Annotated in this window: 25 protein-coding genes; 11 read left to right on the top strand and 14 right to left on the bottom strand. The window is 47.3% G+C overall.

What is annotated here, in order from left to right; translation table 11 throughout:
• Positions 1–99 precede the first annotated feature (99 nt).
• Positions 100–723: a DUF4294 domain-containing protein gene (locus NEV57_RS00960; protein ID WP_257656413.1), complete on the top strand. Its 624-nt coding sequence runs from the start codon at positions 100–102 to the stop codon at positions 721–723.
• A gap of 52 nt (positions 724–775) precedes the next feature.
• A complete protein-coding gene (bshB1, locus tag NEV57_RS00965) occupies positions 776–1,516 on the top strand; it encodes a bacillithiol biosynthesis deacetylase BshB1 (RefSeq protein ID WP_257656414.1) in 741 nt (246 codons plus the stop codon).
• A gap of 53 nt (positions 1,517–1,569) precedes the next feature.
• Here bshB1 and NEV57_RS00970 read toward each other — a convergent pair whose 3' ends face one another.
• From NEV57_RS00970 to NEV57_RS01000, 7 genes are all read right to left on the bottom strand, one after another.
• Entirely contained in the window at positions 1,570–1,896 is a 327-nt protein-coding gene (locus NEV57_RS00970) for a HesB/IscA family protein (protein WP_257656415.1), read from the bottom strand.
• Between the two features lie 277 nt (positions 1,897–2,173).
• Positions 2,174–3,109: a transporter gene (locus NEV57_RS00975; protein WP_257656416.1), complete on the bottom strand. Its 936-nt coding sequence runs from the start codon at positions 3,107–3,109 to the stop codon at positions 2,174–2,176.
• 12 nt (positions 3,110–3,121) lie between these two features.
• Entirely contained in the window at positions 3,122–4,180 is a 1,059-nt protein-coding gene (locus NEV57_RS00980; protein ID WP_257656417.1) for a cytochrome-c peroxidase, read from the bottom strand.
• On the bottom strand, positions 4,173–5,021 hold the full coding sequence (locus NEV57_RS00985; RefSeq protein WP_257656418.1) for an MbnP family protein: 849 nt from the start codon (positions 5,019–5,021) through the stop codon (positions 4,173–4,175). The genes NEV57_RS00980 and NEV57_RS00985 overlap by 8 nt, the downstream gene beginning before the upstream one ends.
• 103 nt (positions 5,022–5,124) lie before the next feature.
• A complete protein-coding gene (locus NEV57_RS00990; protein WP_257656419.1) occupies positions 5,125–5,508 on the bottom strand; it encodes a hypothetical protein in 384 nt (127 codons plus the stop codon).
• Between the two features lie 97 nt (positions 5,509–5,605).
• On the bottom strand, positions 5,606–5,812 hold the full coding sequence (locus tag NEV57_RS00995) for a hypothetical protein (protein ID WP_257656420.1): 207 nt from the start codon (positions 5,810–5,812) through the stop codon (positions 5,606–5,608).
• A gap of 348 nt (positions 5,813–6,160) precedes the next feature.
• Entirely contained in the window at positions 6,161–6,772 is a 612-nt protein-coding gene (locus tag NEV57_RS01000) for a C40 family peptidase (protein WP_257656421.1), read from the bottom strand.
• A gap of 97 nt (positions 6,773–6,869) precedes the next feature.
• On the opposite strand from NEV57_RS01000, the gene yihA reads away from it, so the two are divergent.
• The 5 genes from yihA to cmk all read left to right on the top strand — a co-directional run bounded on the left by yihA (position 6,870) and on the right by cmk (position 11,993).
• On the top strand, positions 6,870–7,502 hold the full coding sequence (gene yihA / locus NEV57_RS01005; RefSeq protein WP_257656422.1) for a ribosome biogenesis GTP-binding protein YihA/YsxC: 633 nt from the start codon (positions 6,870–6,872) through the stop codon (positions 7,500–7,502).
• Entirely contained in the window at positions 7,499–8,353 is an 855-nt protein-coding gene (locus NEV57_RS01010) for a UbiA-like polyprenyltransferase (RefSeq protein WP_257656423.1), read from the top strand. Before yihA ends, NEV57_RS01010 begins: the two co-directional genes overlap by 4 nt.
• Positions 8,354–8,521: 168 nt before the next feature.
• Positions 8,522–10,852 (top strand): type I DNA topoisomerase, encoded by a 2,331-nt coding sequence (topA, locus tag NEV57_RS01015; protein ID WP_257656424.1) that lies wholly within the window; start codon positions 8,522–8,524, stop codon positions 10,850–10,852.
• 56 nt (positions 10,853–10,908) lie between these two features.
• On the top strand, positions 10,909–11,322 hold the full coding sequence (locus NEV57_RS01020; RefSeq protein WP_257656425.1) for a hypothetical protein: 414 nt from the start codon (positions 10,909–10,911) through the stop codon (positions 11,320–11,322).
• Between the two features lie 5 nt (positions 11,323–11,327).
• The gene (cmk, locus tag NEV57_RS01025) at positions 11,328–11,993 is read left to right on the top strand and encodes a (d)CMP kinase (RefSeq protein WP_257656426.1); all 666 of its coding nucleotides are present in this window, start codon (positions 11,328–11,330) and stop codon (positions 11,991–11,993) included.
• Here cmk and NEV57_RS01030 read toward each other — a convergent pair.
• The 3 genes from NEV57_RS01030 to NEV57_RS01040 form a co-directional block, all read right to left on the bottom strand.
• Entirely contained in the window at positions 11,990–13,186 is a 1,197-nt protein-coding gene (locus NEV57_RS01030) for a pyridoxal phosphate-dependent aminotransferase (RefSeq protein ID WP_257656427.1), read from the bottom strand. The genes cmk and NEV57_RS01030 overlap by 4 nt on opposite strands.
• A 112-nt stretch (positions 13,187–13,298) precedes the next feature.
• The gene (locus NEV57_RS01035; protein ID WP_257656428.1) at positions 13,299–13,679 is read right to left on the bottom strand and encodes a DUF1573 domain-containing protein; all 381 of its coding nucleotides are present in this window, start codon (positions 13,677–13,679) and stop codon (positions 13,299–13,301) included.
• 128 nt (positions 13,680–13,807) lie between these two features.
• Positions 13,808–14,431 carry a 7-carboxy-7-deazaguanine synthase QueE gene (locus tag NEV57_RS01040; RefSeq protein WP_257656429.1) on the bottom strand — a complete coding sequence of 208 codons (624 nt, stop codon included), beginning with the start codon at positions 14,429–14,431 and terminating at the stop codon, positions 13,808–13,810.
• A gap of 200 nt (positions 14,432–14,631) precedes the next feature.
• Here NEV57_RS01040 and thrS point away from each other — a divergent pair, with 200 nt between their 5' ends.
• From thrS to rplT, 4 genes are all read left to right on the top strand, one after another.
• Positions 14,632–16,557: a threonine--tRNA ligase gene (thrS, locus tag NEV57_RS01045; protein ID WP_257656430.1), complete on the top strand. Its 1,926-nt coding sequence runs from the start codon at positions 14,632–14,634 to the stop codon at positions 16,555–16,557.
• A gap of 11 nt (positions 16,558–16,568) precedes the next feature.
• The gene (infC, locus tag NEV57_RS01050) at positions 16,569–17,141 is read left to right on the top strand and encodes a translation initiation factor IF-3 (protein ID WP_257656431.1); all 573 of its coding nucleotides are present in this window, start codon (positions 16,569–16,571) and stop codon (positions 17,139–17,141) included.
• A gap of 36 nt (positions 17,142–17,177) precedes the next feature.
• The gene (gene rpmI, locus NEV57_RS01055; RefSeq protein ID WP_257656432.1) at positions 17,178–17,378 is read left to right on the top strand and encodes a 50S ribosomal protein L35; all 201 of its coding nucleotides are present in this window, start codon (positions 17,178–17,180) and stop codon (positions 17,376–17,378) included.
• 88 nt (positions 17,379–17,466) lie between these two features.
• Positions 17,467–17,811, top strand: coding sequence for a 50S ribosomal protein L20 (gene rplT / locus NEV57_RS01060; RefSeq protein ID WP_257656433.1), 345 nt, complete (start codon positions 17,467–17,469; stop codon positions 17,809–17,811).
• Between the two features lie 80 nt (positions 17,812–17,891).
• On the opposite strand, the gene NEV57_RS01065 is transcribed toward rplT, so the two are convergent.
• From NEV57_RS01065 to NEV57_RS01080, 4 genes are all read right to left on the bottom strand, one after another.
• Positions 17,892–18,329 carry a GNAT family N-acetyltransferase gene (locus tag NEV57_RS01065; RefSeq protein ID WP_257656434.1) on the bottom strand — a complete coding sequence of 146 codons (438 nt, stop codon included), beginning with the start codon at positions 18,327–18,329 and terminating at the stop codon, positions 17,892–17,894.
• A complete protein-coding gene (gap, locus tag NEV57_RS01070) occupies positions 18,326–19,327 on the bottom strand; it encodes a type I glyceraldehyde-3-phosphate dehydrogenase (RefSeq protein ID WP_257656435.1) in 1,002 nt (333 codons plus the stop codon). Before gap ends, NEV57_RS01065 begins: the two co-directional genes overlap by 4 nt.
• 27 nt (positions 19,328–19,354) lie before the next feature.
• Positions 19,355–19,957 (bottom strand): peroxiredoxin family protein, encoded by a 603-nt coding sequence (locus tag NEV57_RS01075; protein WP_257656436.1) that lies wholly within the window; start codon positions 19,955–19,957, stop codon positions 19,355–19,357.
• 85 nt (positions 19,958–20,042) lie between these two features.
• Positions 20,043–21,314 (bottom strand): aspartate kinase, encoded by a 1,272-nt coding sequence (locus tag NEV57_RS01080; protein ID WP_257656437.1) that lies wholly within the window; start codon positions 21,312–21,314, stop codon positions 20,043–20,045.
• Positions 21,315–21,321: the final 7 nt, after the last annotated feature.

A 21,321-nucleotide genomic window follows, 5' to 3' on the forward strand; every position in this document is an offset into this window, starting at 1 on the left:
ATATTTGTATAGCCGTATTTATTGGACTGCGTTTTGCTGTGTCCGTTTAATTCAGATAAATATACGGAATTTGTCAGTGATTTTAAAACAAGGGTTCCCATGAATCTGCCTGCTTTGTTGATTTTTTGTGGCGGACTGCTGTTCGGTACGGGTGCGGTGGCCCAGGACACCGTTGCTATGGATTCAGCGACCGTGCAGCCGGGTGGCCGGTTGGTACGCACTACGGTGACGGATGGCGAGCCTATGCCCTGGATGCGGATCCCAGAGGTGCAAGTGGTGCGGAAACGTATTTTTAGAAGCCCTGAAGACAAGGCTCGTTACATGCGTCTGCGTTATAACGTCATCAAAGTATTACCCTATGCCCGTTATGCACAGCGACGGTATGAACAACTTTATCGTGACCTGGCAATGACCAGCAGCAGACGCGAACAAAAGCTACTGGTAAAAGCCTGCGAAAAGGAAATTAAGGATATGTTCAACCGGGAAGTGAAAAAAATGACCATTTCGCAGGGCGAAATCCTGATCAAATTGATTGACCGGCAGACGGGCAACTCCAGTTATGAGGTAGTGCGCGAATTACGGGGCGGGTTTACAGCATTCTTTTACCAATCGATTGCAAGGGTATTTGGGCATAATCTCAAAAGCAAATACAATGTGGAAGAGGAGTATGAAATAGAAAATATCATCCGCAGCCTGGAGCACCCGTCATCCAGGTATTTTTGACCCGGTTATCGTATCTTTGTGCACGGTAACGTAAATACATAAGCACACATACATGAGCGAGATTCATACCAAGTTAGCTATATTGGTTATCACCGTACATCCAGACGATGCCGAATTGGGTTGCGGCGGTACAATCCTGAAACACGTGGCTATGGGCCGTAAGGTTGGCATCGTCGATCTGACCCGCGGCGAACTCGGTACCCGTGGCACGCCAGAAATACGGGCGGAGGAAGCTTCAGCCGCGGCCAGGATACTTGGCCTGCACACCCGGGAGAATCTGGGCATGCGTGACGGGTTTTTTAGTAATGATGAACGTCATCAGCTGCAGGTAGTCCGCGCAATACGCAGGTACCGTCCGGAGATAATAATTACCAATGCGCTGCATGACCGCCATCCGGACCATGGACGGGCAGGTGAGTTGGTTAATGATGCCACGTTCCTGGCCGGTCTGCGTAAAGTGGAAACGGAGGAGGACAATGGGCAACCACAGGTACCCCATCGTCCGGGGCTACTGCTTCAGCTGATTCAGGACCGCTATATCAAACCGGATATTGCTGTTGATGTAAGCGACTACTGGCAGCAGAAAGTCCAGGCCATACAGGCATATAAATCACAGTTTTATCATGCTGGATATCATGCAGATGAGCCCGAAACCTATATCTCCCGGCCGGATTTTATGGAATATATCGAAGCTCGTGCCAGGGAATACGGTAAATATATCGGAGCCCGCTATGCAGAAGGATATACCTGTCGCAGGCTATTGGGTGTCGATGATCTGTTTTCGCTGAAATAAATCACCGTACACGTTCGGATGCGGGAATAAGGTAAGGAAGTGGAATTACACGATTAAACGGCAAAGCTCTCGCCGCAGGCACACGTACGTGACGCATTGGGATTATGGAATTCAAATCCCTTGCCCGTCAGCCCGTCTGAATAGTCGAGTTCAGTGCCGGCAAGATACAGGTAGGACTTGATATCCAAACAGATGCTGATGCCATTGTCTTCAAATACCTGATCACCTTTTTTTTCCTCATTGTCAAAATGAAGCTTATAACTTAAACCCGAACAGCCGCCACTTTCCACCGCTACGCGTACAAAGTAGGAATCGTCGTAATTTTCATTGCGCATAATGTCCAGAATGCGCGCTTTAGCCTTTTCTGTTACGGTAACCATCGATTTTATAATTTAATCCCTATGATTATGGTTACAAAGATCGGCATATTCATTAACTATTGCAAAAGTGTGCGTTTGTGGGATGTCATTTTTTGGACCTCCGATAGTTGATACGGAAATAAGATGAGTTCAATGTGGCAATAGATTAACACCGTTGACTTACAGATCATCAATACACCGTACACCCATTTTATCCGGATGGATGTACGGTGTAAGTAATTGTAATCCTGCTCCCAGGATTGGTCGATGCCTTTTTGATTAAGCAGGCAAGACGGAATCAGAATGCAAACGATACATGTGCCATCCATCGGTTTCCGGCAATAGCCCGGCCATCTGCCAGGTGCTGGTCAAGCAGTAATTGGTGATTCGCACCGAGAGATAGTCTACCGGCATTCAGTTCCAGGCCGATAATACCGGTAGTTGCATATCCACCGGACTGAGCAACCGGATAGCGTTTCTGTGTTTCATCTTTTTCCTGTGTTTCATACATAATTCCGGCATTGGGTGCAATGCGTAGGCGATTCTGAATATTAAACTTATAATAGAAGAGGGCATTTGCAGTGAATTTGTTACCATAGCGGTATGCGTAGTTGTTCTCCGTATTGATTTTGTAGCTTGCATTCACATTCAACCCCAGATCCATTAACCGGATGTCATAAGCCAGGTTAGCCATGAAATCAGTGCTGGCGGTACCCAACTGGAAATTGTTAGGTGAGTCCTGTGACGCATTGGTCCGTTCACTGTTATCATACTGTCCTGTAGGTGTTTTTATTCCAACGCCTGCCCATAGGGAGTGGATTAGGATTTTATTGTCGGAAGTACCGGTTAGCTGTTCAAATACTTTGTAATAGCCCATTAAGGCCACGTCGCCCAAGCCACTTTTCTCACCTGTCTCCCCACTTCCAGGTATTTCCCTGCGGTTGAAATTGTAGGGGATAATGGCCATCGCCCGCCAGCGGGTACCAAAATTCCAGGCTCCCCAGAGCTCGTAGCTTTGATAGGTTTCGTCAGCCGTAAGGGGCGTCCGGTTTCCTGATGGACCCAAATGCGTCGTCAGTGGGCGGTGTTGATAACGTAGCCCCACGAACCGCTTGTTGAAGTCGGGTAGAATGCCGAGATAGTATGTGCCTACGCCACATCCGCAGATGTCGCAGGCAAGGGCAGGACGCAATGCTGCCAGGCAGAGTAAGAGCGTAATGATGGTATGTTTCATGATAATAATTTTTTAATTTCCTACCCCCAGAAAGGGATCGGTTACGAATTTTTCGTCATTCAGGGTTTGCAAAAAGGCCAGAAGGTCCGTCTTTTCCGTTTCGGAAAGCACAATACCCCGTGACCCATCGGGATTACGCAACAGCGGGTCAAGGTTGGGTGTATCCCGTACTTCGCGACGATAGTGCGCAATTACGGCCGCTAAGGTAAGCAGCCTGCCATCGTGCATATACGGTGCGGTATATTTCAGGTTCCGGAGACTGGGTACCTTAAACTTGTAGCTGTCCGTGTCGTTGAGCGTAATCATATACCGTCCCTGGTCATTAATGGGATTCGGCCCCAGTCCGTTGTCCCGGAACGACTGGTCGGTAAACAACGGTTCCGCATGACAACCTGCGCAATGTTGCTGATAAACGGCATAACCTGCCTGCTCATCGGCAGTGAAGGCTGTGTGACCCTCGCCGCGCATGACCTTATCGTATTTTGCATTGCTGCTCACGGCCATCAGCATAAACTGCGATAACGCTTTCAGGAAATTTGCTGTGCTGATTTCCGGACTACCGAATGCCTTTTCGAATAACCGGGGGTACTGTGTGTGCTGGCGGAGTTTAGCCAGTACGTTCATGAGCGACTCATCCATTTCCACCGGATTTTCAATGGGTGCGATGGCCAGCATGTCCAAGTGGAACACACCGCCGTCCCAGAAGAAATTTTTGCTCCAGGCCAGATTCATGATTGGCGGTGCGTTCCGTGTACCCAGTTTGTCATCTATTCCGTGGCTTACGTCATGACCGTGATGGGTAAACGCGGACGACTGAATGTGACAACTCGCGCACGAGATGGTGTTATTGCGCGATAACAAAGGGTCATGGAATAACTTCCTGCCCAGTTCGAAACCTGCCTGGTTAATTGGGTTGGCATTCAGGTCGTACACCGGTTCGGGAAAGTTGGCAGGCTTTTTAAACCCACCGAACCAATCAGGAGCAACATCAGCAGCCTTGTTACAGGCTACGGCGCAGGCGAGCACCAGGCAGAGCACGGCGAATGGCCTCCCTGTTCGTCGACTATTCATGTGTGCCATTCAACGGTTCAAAATTATGTGTATGGTCATGCGAAAACATAGCCTGATAGTTATTGGCAATGAAGGCGCTGTAATCACCGAACATCACAGTAGGGTTTTCGGCTAGGCTCACGGTTGTACTTCCATTGAAAACCTTGGCCAGGTCAATAAAAAGATGGACATTGCTGCTGAGTTCCTGCCGAACATTGGCGGTGCCTGCGCGGCTCAGGTCGAGCGATACCGTCTTAATGTTATTGAGCGTCGGCGCGTCATAACCGCCAAATCCACCGATATGATAACGGTATCGGTGCTGTCCGGTGGGATCACCTTCAAGGTCAACCGCCGGGGATTGACCTTCCATCTTAAAGAAGATGTAACCGCTGTTCCACGACCAGTACATGCCACCACCGTTGTGATCGCCGGCAGGGTCAAGTACTCCCGTTCGATCTTCTACGGGCATGGTGCTGCGCAGGCTATCTACACCCAGTAGGAACGTCAGCTGAGTATAGTCACCCTCGGGTACCTCAATATTCACAAACTGGCTTTCGGTAACCGACGCGTCGATGAGGAAATAGCTTTCTTCTTGGGGCACCGTGTAAGTACGTCCGTCGGCTGTACTGATTTTGACATTACTGACATAATACTTCAATAGATCAACTGTAAACAATTCGCCGGCTGTATTGGTATATTCGCCACTGCCGAGTTGCAGCTTTTTGTCACCCACGATGTGGTCAAACTTCAGCTGCAGGTTACCCGTCAGTTGCTGGTCGGGTGCAGGCCCCTCATTCTTGCTGCAGGAAGTGAATGATAAAACACCTAAGGTGAATACAATGAGATATTGATAAGCTTTCATTTTGCTGTTATTTGTTATTCCGATAATTTGTTTATTCACAGGATATCCGGTATAGAACAGCTACTGCTCCATACGATGGGATTATGTAATTATGGTGTGTTAATTATCCTGCAATTGGGGGTCGGAAAATATCAGCGTCGGGGAGGAAAGAATAAGGAGTTAGTGCATGAGGGAAACGATGGGTGGCCTTTTCATCGAAGTCAATTGGCGTGATGCGGTAATACTGTACAATAAAGGCGGGGATTTCGAGTTTCAAAGTTCCAGAGGCCCCCTGGTTGGTTTCTTTTCGGTCTGAATCATCCAGGTTCCGCAGTTTCTGCGCCAAAATACATTTGCCATTGCAATGCAGTTCGGGTTTATCCCGGTTGATGCACAGGTTAGCCACAATAGATGTACGGTTCGCCTCATACCAGGCAAATACACCAAGGCTACCCAAGCATTGGTAAACCAACGACAATAGCAGTAAAAATGCGACCGGGGTTTTCAATCCATGTAAAAATGAAACGGAACGAACAAGAAGTTCCACTTAAAACAAAAAATGAGTGCTGCATGCAACTGGGCATGCGATGATAGGGACTGTGGGGCTAAGCGGCCGGTGGACGGAAAATAGATGCGAAAAACGTATGGACATGCAGAGATTCACGGTAAAGTGACTGCCGTTCGGTACGCCGGTCGGTTGACGGACGCAGTAAGTTAACGACGCCTAAATGCTGGTTGAACAGCAGCGCTTCCTTGAATTTAATATCGGGCTGCCGTCTTTCCTTTTCTTCCTGTTCTTTCAGTTTTTTCATCAAGACGCACTGTCCAAGGCAGGAATTGTTGAGTGTAAAGCGATTTTCGCAGCGGGTTTTGGCAATCAAATCCCGATTGGCGTAAAATCCGACTGAAATCCATAACGTAGCGAAGCTTTGTAGCAGTACAATGGGGATCAGCAATATAAATACAATGCGTTTCACGGGATGGCTATGGTGTGCTGTTTCGTCGGCAACAAACTTAGTTAAATTTACTTTTATATGCAATTTAACTGCACTGGATACGATAGGGTATTCACTGCATCTGACTTTCTTGGATTCGCTGACGCGCGGCATTTATCAACCTATCGAAAAGGGCACAGGAAATCTGTCGTCAGAATACACCTACTATTGTCTGACAGAGCCGGCACGTCTGAAATATTTGTAATACCAGGTGTCGCGCAGGTCGCTGATGATGACTCCACGGCTGGTGGAAACGTGGACGAACTTGCTATTCTGCAGGTAGATACCTACATGATCGATGCTTCCCCGTCCAAATGAAAAGAAGACCAGGTCACCTTCCTTAAGTTGCCTTTCGTATTTTCGCTTAACCTGCTGGGCCATGTCCTGTGAAGTTCGGGGTATCGACTTGCCATAAACGTCGTGCATGACCATACCTACAAAGGCAGAACAGTCGATACCCCGCCGGTCAGTGCCTCCCAGCCGGTGCGGGGTGCCTATCCATTGGTCAATGTATTGGTACAACTTCTGGTTTTCCAGTTCGCCGGGTCGTACGCCAAGCACTTCCGCATACCCTTCGAGTAACCCGCTTTTGCCGTGTGCTGGCACATTCCTTCCTGCCGATGATGCATCGGTAGGGATTGTTGCATTCCTTGCTGGCTTACGGTAGGGAACCGAAGAACCCGTCCGGTTTGGCGGAAGCGCATTTCTGCGGGTAAGACAGCCGCTTAGTAAAATGGAAAGCAAAAGGCAGAAGGAGAGGGTCCCGAATCGATACATGACGTACATTTGGGCGACTAATTTAGTGAATTTACCCGGAAGGGGAAAGAAATGGTATGAATTTGCGCAGCAACGCCATTTAGTCTTACCTTTGCATATGCTTATCAAAACGGCAGTATTTATTTGTAGCAATACCCGGGTCGATCAATTACCGAAACCGAGTCTTCCCGAATATGCATTTATCGGGAGGTCTAATGTAGGTAAATCATCGTTGATTAATGCCCTTACGGGCAAACGAAGCTTGGCAAAGACATCGCAGACACCTGGTAAAACACAGGTTATCAATCATTTTTTGATAAATGACGATTGGTATCTGGTGGATTTGCCTGGCTATGGTTTTGCAAAAACTTCCAAATCCAATCGTGCTGCATGGGAAAAGTTTATCCGACGGTACTTGTTGATGCGCGAAAACCTGCAGTGTGTTTTTGTGCTGGTTGACAGCCGGCACGGGCCGCAGCAGATCGACCTTGATTTTTGCTGTTGGCTAGGTGGGCAGCGTATTCCATTTATGCTGGTTTTTACAAAGGCTGATAAACTGTCTCAGGCCGGGTCCGCAGCGAACATCAAGAAATTCCGACAGGCGCTACTACAATGGTTTGAAACGGTTCCTCCCCATTTTCTCACATCGGCCGAAACCCGTATGGGGGGCGAACCATTGTTAATGGCAATCGATGAGATCAATCGTAATTTTAATGAACAACAGATTAACGCGCTGGACAACGATTTATGAATAAATATTTTTCCCTCGTATTATTTGCTCATAGCATATTTGCACTTCCGTTTGCCATCATTGGCTTTTTTCTTGCCGTCAACACAACCGATTATCCATTTGCATGGATGAAGTTGTTGCTTATGCTGGCATGCATGGTATTTGCCCGTAACGCGGCGATGGCATTCAATCGGTATCTCGACCGCGATATCGATGCAGCTAATCCACGTACCGCCATGCGGGATATTCCGGCCGGACGCGTAAGTCCACGCCAGGCGCTTACATTTACGATTGTCAACTGCGTGCTTTTTATCGGCGCAACGGCATTGATTAATACCGTTTGCCTTTACCTGTCGCCCGTTGCCCTTGCCGTGGTGCTGGGCTACAGCTATACAAAGCGGTTTACACCACTTTGTCATCTGGTGCTGGGGTTGGGCTTGGGGCTTGCACCTTTGGGGGCTTATCTTGTCGTTACGGGTACATTTCACCTTGTCCCCGTATTTTATTCACTGGCAGTGCTGTTTTGGGTCGGTGGTTTTGATATCATTTATGCATTGCAGGATGAAGAATTTGATCGCGAACAGCGCTTGAATTCCATACCCGCCTGGCTCGGGAAACGAAAGGCGCTGCGACTCTCGGAATTTTTCCACGTATTGTCAGTTGTATTCGTGGTGTTACCCTTATTTTATGTGCCTTTACGTTGGTTTTATATAGCAGGCGTTGTTTTTTATATGCTGTTACTTATTTATCAGCATCGAATTGTAAGTCCAACTGATCTAAGTCGCGTAAACCGGGCATTTATGACAACCAATGGTGTGGCATCTGTTGTTTTTGCCATTTTCTTTTTGTGCGATGTAATTTTTTTGTGGTGATTGGTCTTTAGTACCAATAATCAATAATTAGCTATTGTTAATCCTACTGTTATGGCTTCCCTGGAAGCCATTGACTGAAAACAATAGCCGACAGATGATCGCTAAAAATCACAAAACGTTTTGTCATTCCCTGAATAAATCCCTTTATTTGCAGAAATCTGAAAATTAATGGCGAAAAACTTACTGATCGTTGAGTCTCCGGCAAAAGCAAAAACAATAGAAGGATATCTGGGAAAGGATTTTTTAGTGAAATCCAGCTATGGACATATCCGTGACCTGGTAAAGACAGACGACGCCATAGACACCAAAAATGACTTTACACAAAAGTATGAGGTGCCTGCCGATAAAAAAGCCATAGTCAGTGAGTTGAAAAAATTAGCCAAAAATGCAGAAACGGTCTGGCTCGCATCCGACGAGGACCGCGAGGGAGAAGCTATTTCCTGGCATCTTTACGAAACGCTTGGATTACAGGATAGCAATACGCGGCGCATTGTATTCCATGAAATTACCAAACCCGCTATTCTCCGTGCTATTGAAACCCCGCGGAGCATCGACTTTAACCTGGTGAATGCACAGCAGGCGAGAAGAGTGCTCGACCGCCTGGTTGGTTTTGAACTCTCACCTGTGCTATGGAAAAAAGTGAAACCCGCACTGTCCGCCGGTCGGGTGCAGTCCGTGGCGGTTCGCCTGATTGTGGACCGTGAACGGGAAATCAACCGATTTCAGGCAGAAGCGGCATTCCGAGTCGTAGCGATATTCAATACCGGGAATGCCAAAGAGCTTTTTAAAGCGGAACTTCCGCAGCGATTTTCAGATGCAGCAGCAGCGGAACAATTTTTAAGGGATTGTTCCGGCGCCGGATTTTCCGTGGCGGAACTGGAAACCAAGCCCTCAAAGCGTAACCCTGCCGCTCCATTTACCACCTCGACGCTGCAGCAGGAAGCAAGCCGTAAACTGGGGTTTTCTGTAGCCCGTACGATGGCCGTGGCACAGCGTCTTTATGAATCGGGCCGCATTACCTATATGCGTACAGATTCAGTGAATCTGAGTGATACGGCACTGGAAGGAGCTGAGCAGGAAATCCGTACGGCCTATGGTAACCAGTATCATAAGCGCCGGCAGTATAAAACAAAATCTTCCGGAGCCCAGGAGGCCCACGAGGCCATCCGGCCCACCTATTTCAATCAGCATACGATTGAAGGTGACCCAGCCGACAGGCGGTTATATGAATTAATCTGGAAACGGGCGATTGCCTCCCAGATGAGCGAAGCCATGTTTGAAAGGACAACGGCGAAGATCGGTATTTCAACGCGGGATGAATTACTTGTGGCCAATGGCGAAGTAATGAAATTCGATGGTTTCCTGAAAGTATATTTTGAATCAACTGATGAGGAACACGAACCTAATCTGGATGATGATACGGGAAATGCATTATTACCCCCATTGCAAAAGGGACAGGAATTGACGTTGAAAACCCTTACTGCCACGGAACGGTTCTCCCGTCCGCCGGCCCGGTATACCGAAGCCAGTCTGGTGAAAAAGCTCGAGGAACTGGGTATTGGACGCCCCTCTACTTATGCACCGACCATTTCTACTATTCAAAACCGCGGTTACGTTGTAAAAGAGGACCGGGAAGGCAAACCCCGGGATTATCGCGTACTGGAACTTCAGTCCGGCGAAATCGCCATGTTGAAAAGAACAGAAACAACCGGTGCGGAGAAAGCCAAATTATTCCCCACAGATATTGGTGCGGTTGTCAATGACTTTCTTGTGGAGCATTTTAAAGGTATTGTGGATTTTCATTTCACTGCCAAAGTAGAAAAGGAGTTTGATGAGATCGCCCAGGGACTCAAGGCGTGGACAGATATGCTCCACGATTTTTATGGCCCTTTTCATAATGAAGTAGAAACAACGATTAAAACGGCTGATCGGGCAAATAGTGAGCGCGAATTGGGTACGGATCCGGAAACCGGCAAGAAAGTCAGTGTACGTATCGGCCGCTTTGGCCCTATGGTACAGATCGGTACGGCCGATGATGAGGAAAAGCCCCGGTTTGCCAGTCTACGCCCCGGACAGATGGTCGAGACCATTACCTTTGAGGAGGCAATGGAATTATTTAAGCTTCCCAAAACAGTAGGTCAGTTTGAGGATAAAGATATGGCGGTTGCCATCGGCCGATTCGGGCCATATATCCGCCATGACAATGCGTTTTATTCCCTGCCCAAAACGGTTGACCCACATGATGTGACAGAGGAGCTCGCTATCCAGATTATCCGTGAAAAACGCCAGAAAGATAAAGAGAAAGTAATCCGTGTTTTTGACGAAAACCCAGAAGCGCGCATTGAAAACGGACGATGGGGACCGTTTATTCGGTTTGGTAAGCAAAATATCAAAATACCCAAAGGGACGGACGTAGCGGCAATTACTTATGCCGACGTGCTGAAGTGGGCGGAAACAGGGGAGCAGAAGCCGAAAAAGAAGACGAGGGGAAGAAAGTAATTTATATGGCTACCGCTAGCCGATAACAGCTGATCAGCTGCCAATCGCAGAAAGAAATGAAAAAAGACCTGCCGGAGAATATTGTTGAAGATGTTTCCATTGCTATTGTATTGGAGCGTGAATCACCCGGTGAGAAAGTATGGCATGTGTATCTCATTAATGAAAAAATGACACCGATTCAGAATGTCATGGTGAGTTCCAAAGGTTATGGCGTGAAAGATGGCAAAGATGTGAAAACATCTATATTGCGGCATTTTATCGGTGATATAGATTCAGGAGATTACGCCCGGATTGAAGCCATTGACGAACAGGTTTTCGGATTGACCAATGAGTATTGGTTGAGCTACTACGTTAATGGAACAATTTACGATAAAAAATATATTTTTCTGCCCGAAAGCATTATAGATGAGAACCTTACCAAGATACCGGTGCTTAACAAGCCAGGCGTGCTGATCGGGGGCAACAACTGACGCTAATGGGAAGAAAAAACAACATTATTGCCATTGACGGCTATTCCTCATGCGGTAAAAGTACACTGGCCAAGGCACTTGCCAAACGGCTGCATTACCTGTATATCGATAGTGGCGCAATGTACCGTGCCGTTACCCTGTATTTCCTTCGGAACGGGGTGTCATTGGACGATGAGCAGGAGGTAAATAAGGCGCTGGCTAATATCCGGATCGATTTTCACGCTACACCTGAAAAAACCAGTATCTTCCTCAACGGAGAGGATATCAGCGATGAAATCAGACAAATGCATATCTCGGATAATGTCAGTGAAGTAAGCGCCATAAAAGCAGTCCGGCAGTCCATGGTGGCATTGCAGCAGGAAATGGGCCGGAGCAGGGATATCGTCATGGATGGTCGGGATATCGGGACTACCGTCTTTCCGGATGCTAATGTCAAGATTTTCATGACTGCCGATCCCAATGTTCGTGCCGAGCGCCGGTACCTGGAACTGAAAAACAAGGGGGAACAGATCACCCTTGAGGAAGTATTTGAAAACCTGGCGCACCGAGATTATATTGATACTACGCGCGAGGAAAGCCCGTTAGTGCGGGCACATGATGCCGTCATATTGGACAACACGGAACTGAACGAAGAAGAACAGCTTCAGTTCGTGCTTGATAGACTACCTTAAACCCGACCCGGATAAGTGGCTAATCCTTTTTCAATACAAATCAATGCCTTTTTTAAGTCGTTGATGTTTAGTACATAAGCTAGCCTTATCTCTTTTTTTCCTTCCTGTTCGTGACTATAAAATCCGGTGGCAGGTGCCATCATTACGGTTTGATTTTCATAAGCGAAATCCTCAAGCATCCACTGGCAGAATCGGTCCGAGTCATCAATGGGAAACTGGGCTAGCACATAAAAGGCTCCGCCGGGAAGGGGACAGTGTACCCCGGTTATCCGGTTCAGCCCATCGACTAATACATCGCGTCGGGCCGTATATTCGCGTTTTACGGCATCAAAATAACTTTGTGGTGTATCTACTGCGGCCGTCGCTGCCAGCTGCGCAACGGCGGGTGGACTCAGACGTGCCTGTGCAAATTTCAATGCAGTTTCCCATACGGCCCGGTTTTTTGTGATGATACACCCTAAACGGGCACCACAGGCACTGTATCGTTTGGATACCGTGTCGAGTATAACGACATGCTGATCAAAACCGTCCAGGTGCAGTGGGGAGATAAAGGAGCGGTCGCCGTAACAGAATTCCCGGTAAGCTTCATCAACCAAAAGAAAGAGATCGTGCTTAATACAGAGGTCGCGAAGTGCCCCCAACTCTTCACGCGAGTAGAGATAACCGGTGGGGTTATTGGGATTGCAGATGGCAATCGCTTTAGTTTTTTCCGTTATCAGTGATTCAAATGCTGAAATTGCCGGCAGGGCAAACCCATTTTCAATGTGTGAAAGAATGGGTTTAATAATAATGCCGGCAGTATGCGCAAATCCACTGTAATTGGCATAGAACGGTTCCGGTATGATGATTTCCTCATCCGTATTCAGACAGGCCTGCATGGCGATGGTAATCGCTTCCGAGCCACCATTGGTAACCAGGATATCCTGCGGATTAATACCATATCCCAATTTATTGTAGTATTCACTCAGTTTCTTCCGGTAGGCAAGCGTACCTTCAGAAGGTGTATAAGCCCATATTTTAAAATCGATATTCCGAATAGCATCCAGCATGATTTCGGGTGTTTCGATATCCGGTTGTCCAATGTTGAGGTGGTAGACCGTTTTTCCTTCCTCCTTAGCCCGGTCGGCATAAGGTGTAAGTTTACGTATAGGCGAAGCCGGCATTTCCCGGCCTTTTTGAGATATTACAGGCATAATGTTTTATTAATGAAGTCACCCTTCATGGTGCAATATTACACATTTTAAGATATAAAAAAAGCCGCTTTTTTTAGAAGCGGCTCTGGTTTGTTATGCTTTTTTAAGACAACTATCCGGTCACTTCTCCTTTGATGTAAAGGGTCTTTACGGGGGTCTTGGTGTTGGAACGGACCGTAAAGTTCTTGGTAAAAGGCGCTTTTGCCGCCGCATTATAAGTTACCGAAATCGTTCCTTTTTCACCCGGCTTTACCGGTGTCTTTGTAAATTCCGCAACAGAGCATCCGCACGACGGTTTTACCTCACTGATAATAATAGGTTCGGTACCCACATTGGTAAAGGTAAATTCATAAGTAACCGGTTTGCCCTGTGGTATTTTCCCGAAATCATGTGTCTCTGTTTCGAATTTGAACTCGGCCTTGCTGTTTTGCTGTGCCATGGCAACGCCTATAAAGGCAATCAGCATAGTACATATGGTAACAATTTTTTTCATGATGTCTTTTTTATTTGGTATTTCACGATTGATGTTAGACAAATTTATACGTTTCAGGTAAGAAACACAAAAAAAGTTCCAAAAACAACAGATTCCAACAAATGTATTATAAAAATAGATGGGCCAACTCAGGGAATGTTCAGGTACTTGTGGGTCTGGAGTGAAATTTCCCACTGAGGGTGCTGCATAACGTAATCGACAATAAGGGGTGTCATCTCCGCTGCTTTCGACCATTCCGGCTGTAGGTACAGGCGGCAGGCGGGAGGGACGAGCGCGGCATGTTGTTCGGCCCAGGCAAAATCACTTTTATTAAAAATAATGACTTTAAGTTCACCGGCGGCGGCAATGACATCCGGGAGTGGGGCTTTAAATTTTTTTGGCGAAAGGCAGACCCAATCCCAGCTGCCGCTCAGCGGATAGGCTCCTGATGTTTCAATAAATGTTTTGATGCCGGCAGCCTGCAAGCCCCACGTGAGGTAATCAAGGTTGTATAACAATGGCTCACCACCGGTAACTACTACGGCTTTCGAAGGGTGTCGCTCTGCGTGTTCAATAATGGTGTCGGCAGCAGTAAGCGGATGCAGCTCGGCATCCCAGCTTTCTTTTACGTCGCACCAATGGCAACCCACATCGCAACCGCCCAAGCGGATGAAATAAGCCGCTTTGCCGGTATGGTAGCCTTCACCCTGTATCGTGTAGAATTCCTCCATCAGCGGAAGTAATGAGCCGTCTTCGGGGACCTGATGCGCCATGTTTCTTTTTTAGGGTGCAAAGATACGGAAAATATTGCGGTAAGCGTCCGTTGACCTTTGCAGAGTAACCTGACGATCTACTGGCAAAGACTGGTTTTGTTTTCAGCTTCCCTTTCTTTACCTTTGTGCCCGAAAAATAATCACACCTTGTATTGTGGTTTATGTCATTCGTTTTATTAACATTAAAATCATAGTTGTACATGATTAACATTACCTTACCCGACGGTTCCGTGCGTCAGTATGCGCAGGGGACGAATGCGATGGAGATCGCACAATCCATTTCCGAAGGCTTGGCCCGTAACGTGTTAGCCGCTGTTGTTAATGGCGAAGTATGGGATGCTTCCCGGCCCATTGAACAGGATGCCGACGTCCGGCTGCTGACCTGGAACGACCGCGAAGGAAAATCCACATTCTGGCATTCCTCAGCCCACTTAATGGCGGAAGCGCTGGAAGCGCTGTACCCCGGTATAAAATTTGGTATCGGTCCGGCAATTGAGACCGGATTCTACTATGATGTCGATTTTGGCGACCGCGAGTTCTCTTCGGATGATTTCAAAAAAATTGAGGATAAGATTATCGAACTTGCCCGTACGAAGTCAGCATATACCCGTACACCGGTGAGTAAAGCGGATGCGGAAGCCTACTTTACGGAAAAAGGCGATGAATATAAGCTTGACTTGATTAAAGACCTGCCCGACGGTAGCATTACGTTCTATACGCAGGGTAACTTTACGGACCTCTGCCGCGGTCCCCATATTCCGAACACTGGTTTTATCAAGGCTGTAAAACTGACTAACGTGGCAGGGGCGTACTGGCGCGGAGACGAAAGCCGTAAGCAGCTTACCCGTATATACGGCGTAACGTTTCCCAAAGCAGGCGAGCTGGCCGATTACCTGCACATGATTGAGGAAGCCAAGAAGCGCGACCACCGCAAGCTGGGCCGCGAGCTTGAACTGTTTACCTTTTCTGAGAAAGTGGGCATGGGATTGCCACTGTGGCTCCCCAAGGGAGCCCGTCTGCGCCAAAAGCTGATTGATTTTCTGCAGCGGGCACAGATCAAGGCGGGCTACGAACCTGTGGTAACACCCCATATCGGCCATAAAAATCTTTACGTCACTTCGGGGCATTACGACAAATACGGAGCAGACTCATTTCAGCCGATCCATACACCGCAGGAAGGCGAGGAGTTTTTCCTGAAACCGATGAATTGCCCCCATCACTGCGAAATCTACAAGACAAAACCCCGCTCATATAAAGATCTTCCGATCCGGTTTGCTGAATTCGGTACGGTCTACCGGTATGAACAAAGCGGTGAATTACATGGTCTTACACGGGTACGCGGGTTTACGCAGGACGACGCACACCTGTTCTGCCGTCCGGATCAGGTAAAGGACGAGTTTAAAAAAGTGATCGATCTGGTACTCTATGTATTTGGTGCGTTAGGTTTCGAGGACTATACCGCACAGGTTTCATTACGTGATCCGGATAACCGGGGTAAATATATCGGATCAGATGAAAACTGGGACCTGGCGGAACGCGCAATTATTGAGGCCACTGCGGAAAAAGGACTGAAAACCATCGTGGAACTGGGGGAGGCGGCATTCTATGGGCCGAAACTGGACTTTATGGTGAAAGATGCATTGGGTCGCAAGTGGCAGCTGGGTACGATTCAGGTAGATTATAACCTGCCCGAACGTTTTGAATTGGAGTACACAGGAAGTGACAACACCAAGCACCGTCCCGTAATGATCCATCGGGCACCCTTTGGGTCGCTGGAGCGGTTTGTGGCGGTACTGATTGAGCATTGTGCAGGGGAATTTCCACTGTGGCTCGCACCCGAACAATTTATCGTGTTGCCCATCTCTGAAAAATATGAAGAATATGCGAAAAAACTTTTAGAATCGCTTAATAATTCCGATATTCGCGGCTTGGTTGACCTACGTGACGAGAAAATCGGACGTAAGATCCGGGACGCGGAAATAAAGAAGATTCCGTATATGCTGATCATCGGTGAAAAAGAAGTGGAGAATGGCACAGTTTCTGTGCGGAAACACGGCTCCGGTGATTTGGGTGTGATGACGGCAGATGCGTTTGCTGAACATTTAACAAAAGAGATAACCGTTTAATTTTTTAACATTTGGCGTTAAATAAACCAGGATTTAAAGGCCGCGGACGGCCCCCATTTAAGAAAAAAGAGCCGGATCACCGGATAAATGAATATATTAGGGTACCAGAGGTGCGTCTGGTCGGAGATAATGTGGAGCAAGGGGTTTATCCTACACGCAAAGCATTGGAACTGGCTGATGAATTGGAATTGGACCTGGTGGAAATTTCCCCCAATGCCCATCCCCCGGTGTGTAAAATCATCGATTATAGCAAATTCATCTACGAGCAGAAGAAGAAGCAGAAGGAAATCAAAGCCAACGCCAAGCAAACGGTTATTAAGGAAATCCGCTTCGGTCCCAATACCAACGACCACGACTTTGAGTTCAAGCTGAAACACGCTGTCAAGTTCCTGGAAGCTGGCGAGAAGGTACGTGCCTATGTTCACTTCAAAGGGCGGGCAATTGTATATAAGGAACAGGGTGAAATTCTACTGCTCCGCTTTGCACAGGCGCTTGAAGACTACGGAAAGGTGGAACTACTTCCCAAACTGGAAGGCAAGCGAATGTTCCTCACGGTTGCACCGAAAACACCCGGAAAGAAATAATAGAAACTGACAGATCGATATAAAAATTAAGTAATCATGCCAAAAGTGAGAACCAATTCCAGTGCCAAAAAGCGTTTTAAGCTTACTGGAACAGGTAAGATTGCACGTAAACATGCATTCAAAAGTCACATCCTGACCAAGAAAAGCACCAAACGTAAACGCAATCTAACGCAGACCGGTTTAGTGTCTGAAGCAGATACAGGCAACGTAAAACGTATGCTTGCTATCGGTAAATAGTAGTTGTAATTAACAAAAATCATTAACCGGGTACCGGGTTGTAAGACCGTTGTAAGACACGGCACCTGTTACCAAAAAATTAGAAATTATGCCACGTTCGGTTAACGCAGTAGCGTCTCGCAGAAGGCGCAAAAAAATCCTCAAATTAGCGAAAGGCTATTATGGGGCACGTAGCAAGGTTTATACCGTTGCTAAAAATACCGTAGAAAAAGGATTGCTGTACGCTTATCGCGACCGCAAAACCAAAAAGAGGGAATTCAGGGCTTTATGGATACAGCGTATCAATGCCGGTGCCCGTGAGCATGGGATATCGTACTCCCAGCTGATTGGTAAGCTGAATGCCAAAAACATCGGATTAAACCGCAAGGTACTGGCTGATTTGGCCATGAATAATCCGGAGGCATTCAAAGCCGTGATTGATGCAGTGAAATAAGTTTTGAAAACCCATATCGACTTGTCAGCAAAAAAGGAAGCCAATGGCTTCCTTTTTTATTTATGAACCATGATAATAAGCTAACTGAGCTGGAGGTACATGACACTATGTGGTCCAATGCCGTGAATCTCAAACTCCGCGGAGAGGAATTGGAACCCGGCATGCTGATAAAATCCGTAGGCGATTTTACGTGCGTTGCACCAAAGGTAATCAGCCGCTAAGTCGTTGGTTAGGTATGTAATGGTTTGCTGAAGCAGTTGCCTGCCGAAACCCTTACCCTGCCATAACGGATCCGTTGCCATACCCCGTAACCGGTAGCCAATGCCAGCATAATCTTCCAGGTTTTCCAGCTGGCAGGAGAGGACAGCCGCAATGACACCGTCAGTCGGAAAGTATCCCATGTGAAATGTCGTGGGTAAATTGTCCGTTTCAAAAAAACAAGCTTCGGGTGCCAGTCCATTCCGGAGTACCTTGCTGCGCAAGGCCAGCGTATCTTCAGGTTTGATCAATTCGATCATCGCGAGGCGATATTCGTCAATAGGTCGACCAGCCGGTTGGAATAACCGTATTCATTGTCGTACCAACCCACTACCTTTACCAGGGTGCCGACAATCGACGTTAATTGGGCATCGAATACACAGGAATAAGGATTATTGAGGATATCTACGGAAACGATAGGATCTTCAGTGTATTGTAATACATTTTTCAGTGTTCCATTTGCCGCCTGGTGAAATGCTGCATTGATTTCGTTAACTGTCGGTAGGCGTTCCAGCGTACAGGTAAAATCAGTCAGCGAGCCATTCAATACGGGTACCCGGATCCCCGCACCGCCAAGTCGGCCTTCAAGATGCGGAAACACGTTGGTAATGGCCTTGGCCGCTCCCGTCGTCGTGGGAATGATTGAAGCCGACGCTGCCCTGGCCCGTCGGAGATCACGGTGCGGCGCATCGTGGAGATTCTGGTCACCGGTCATGCTATGTACGGTGGTAATATAGCCGTTGACAATGCCCCAGTTTTCATCCAGTACCTTAACCAATGGCGCTACGTTATTAGTGGTGCATGAGGCATTTGAAAGGATGGGAGTGTGCATATCAATGGTATATTCATTGACACCCAGCACCACAGTCGGAATCCCTTTGTCAGGCGAAGGCGCGGAAAGGAGTACCTGCTTGGCCCCTGCAGCCAAATGCTGCATGGCCAGTTCCTGCTTAAGAAACTTACCGGTCGATTCGACTACCACATCAACCCCAAGAGCGTTCCAGGGTAAATTTTCCGGCAGCCGCTCCGTATAGGTTGAAATCGGATGCCCGTCGATAATCAGCTTACCGTCCCTGGCCAGTACCGTTCCGGGATAAGGACCATGTACCGAATCATATTTGAAAAGATGGGCAATGGTAGCGGTATCTGCGAGGTCGTTAATGGCCACGACCTGCACACCAGGGATATTCCGAAGCAGCAAGCTACGTAGCGTATGGCGGCCAATGCGTCCGAAACCGTTTATTGCAACGTGTAGCATCTGATATGTTGACTGGGGTGGATTCGACTATTGGGTGATGGCCGTAATGATTTCATCAATCGCCCGGTCGCCACTCCAATGCTCTTTTAGTTGCCCATCTGCTCCGTAAACGTAAGTTGCCGGATACTGTGAAGGAATATGGAATTTATTGATGAAATCGGCATCACGGTCATACAATACTGTAATATTTGTTTTGTCTACCAGTGGTTTGGCGAACGTCTCCAGGAAGCTATTCATTAGCGCAGGATCATTCATGGATACAAAGTAGAGGTTGCTGTTTTTCAGCTTGTCGTAATGCTGACCGAGATCCCTTGCTTCATGCTGGCAATGGCTGCAGCTGGGATCAAACAGGATAAACGTGATGTTGCCATTTTTAGCCAGGTCCTCTTTATTGAAGCGAATGCCATTTTTGAGAATGTAAAAGGTGAAATCGGGAATTGCTTTTGCCGGTTCGGCTGATACCGGTGCTGAGGGAGCGGCCTGTTGTGTTTCCTGTGGAGCCGCTGTTTCTGTTGCCGTAGTTTCAGCTGTATTATTGGCTTGTTGTTCCGTGCCGCTATTGCAGGATAAAGTGAAACAAAGTGCTAATAATCCCAATGTACCGGTCGTGTATTTATGTCCAATGCTCATGTTTGAAGAATAAAGAATTTTTATGCCAAAGCTATATAAAAAACGCCATATTAAGAACGTGTAATGAGGATATGACAGAAGATCGTTATCCCATTCCCTGTTTTTTTACCAGCAGCTGGCAGGTGTAGCTATCTTTGAGCTCCATAATGATCTCCTTTTCCACCAATACCCGTGCGATGGTCTGGTTATTATAATGGCGTATGGTAATCAACTCCAGCCCGCGCTGCTCCTGTACTGCGTAACGTTCCTGCAGATCACGGAGCAGCTCATTGATATTATCGCCGGTATCGTCCACACTGACTGAAAAGCTGACTGCACTGTTGTGCATCATATTCACCTTGATCCGGTAACGGTGAAAGCGGTTGAAAATATCACTGAGGTTATCTTCAACGATAAAGGAAAAATCCTTCGGAAGAATAGAAATCAATACCTGATTTATCTTGAAGATAAAGGAGGGGATAGGCAGGGCTTCTTTGGTGGTACGGATTTGTGTTCCACCATTTTCAGTGTCGATAAAAGATTTGACATATAGCGCGATGTCTTTGTTCTGAAGTGGTTTGATGGTCTTCGGATGAATGATATTCGCACCATAATAAGCCAGTTCAATTGCGTCCAGGTATGATAACTCAGGTATCAGCTGGGTTTCATCAAACCATTTTGGGTCAGCATTGAGGACACCGGGTACGTCTTTCCAGATGGTAATATCGTCAGCAGGCAAACAGGCAGCGAAAATTGCTGCTGAATAATCGGATCCGTCGCGACCGAGTGTGGTGGTGAAATTCTCAGACGTAGAGCCGATAAAGCCCTGGGTGACGACCATTTCCTTTGCCAATATGGCCGGAATATCCTGCTGCACGCGGCACTCGGTAATTTCCCAGTTTACCCGCGCTTCACGGTGAGTATTGTCGGTAATAATATAGCTCCTTGCATCAAGCCATTGATTTTTTAGTCCACGTGCGTTTAAATGGTGGCTCACAATTGTTGAAGAAAGTAATTCTCCGACGGCTACGATCTGGTCATATAAATAATCGTAATCATCCATTGGCGGCTCTTCCAGAACCCATTCGATTTCCACAATTAAATTAGCGACCTGGTTATACACCGGATGGTTTTCATCGGGAAACAGCGCCCTTAAGACGTCACTGTGATAAGTTTTCAATTGTTGCAGCAACGCCGCACTGTTTTCTTTTTGCTGAAAATAGGATTGTGTCAATTCTTCCAGCAGATCGGTGGTTTTGCCCATTGCTGATACTACAATCAGCAGGTTTTTATCAGCATATTTGGTTAGGATGTTGCCCAGATTAATGACACCGTTGGCGTCTTTTACAGATGCGCCACCGAATTTAAATACATGCATAGGGTAA

Source organism: Parapedobacter lycopersici (assembly GCF_024643285.1).
Lineage (GTDB): Bacteria > Bacteroidota > Bacteroidia > Sphingobacteriales > Sphingobacteriaceae > Parapedobacter > Parapedobacter lycopersici.